Origin of the sequence: Sporosarcina luteola, from assembly GCF_023715245.1 — a bacterium.
Taxonomy (GTDB): Bacteria; Bacillota; Bacilli; order Bacillales_A; family Planococcaceae; genus Sporosarcina; species Sporosarcina luteola_C.
The window spans coordinates 1-445 of sequence record NZ_JAMBNV010000023.1 but is presented as its reverse complement, the minus strand read 5'-3'; the positions used below and the strand labels follow the sequence as shown (position 1 = coordinate 445).

Sequence of the window (445 nt, the reverse complement as noted above, 5' to 3'; positions counted from 1 at the left end):
ATACCGAGCTGCTGGCGCACCTGACCAACACCAAAGATTACGCGATGGTGCTCTACACCGATAAGCTGAAAGTGATTCACGTCACGACGCATATCGCGCTGCGCAAGTTCCTCGACACGCTGAACCGCTCGCGCATTGAGACAGTAATTGGCATGGCGGACACCTTCCTGCGCCGCGTCGGCTTTGAGAAGCCGCGCATTGCGGTAGCGGGCGTTAATCCGCACGCTGGTGAAAATGGCCTGTTCGGCGACGAGGAGATCACCACCGTCGCGCCCGCGGTGAAGGCGATGCAGGCGCAGGACATTGAGGTTTTTGGCCCCTGTCCGCCGGATACGGTGTTCCTGCAGTGCCAGGAAGGACAGTATGACATCGTGGTGGCAATGTATCACGATCAGGGACATATCCCGCTGAAACTGCTTGGCTTTTACGACGGCGTCAATATCAC

Annotated in this window: 1 protein-coding gene; it reads left to right on the top strand. The window is 57.8% G+C overall.

From position 1 onward, the window contains the following. On the top strand, positions 1-445 hold a 445-nt coding region (locus M3152_RS17820), incomplete at both ends, for a 4-hydroxythreonine-4-phosphate dehydrogenase PdxA (RefSeq protein WP_251697190.1).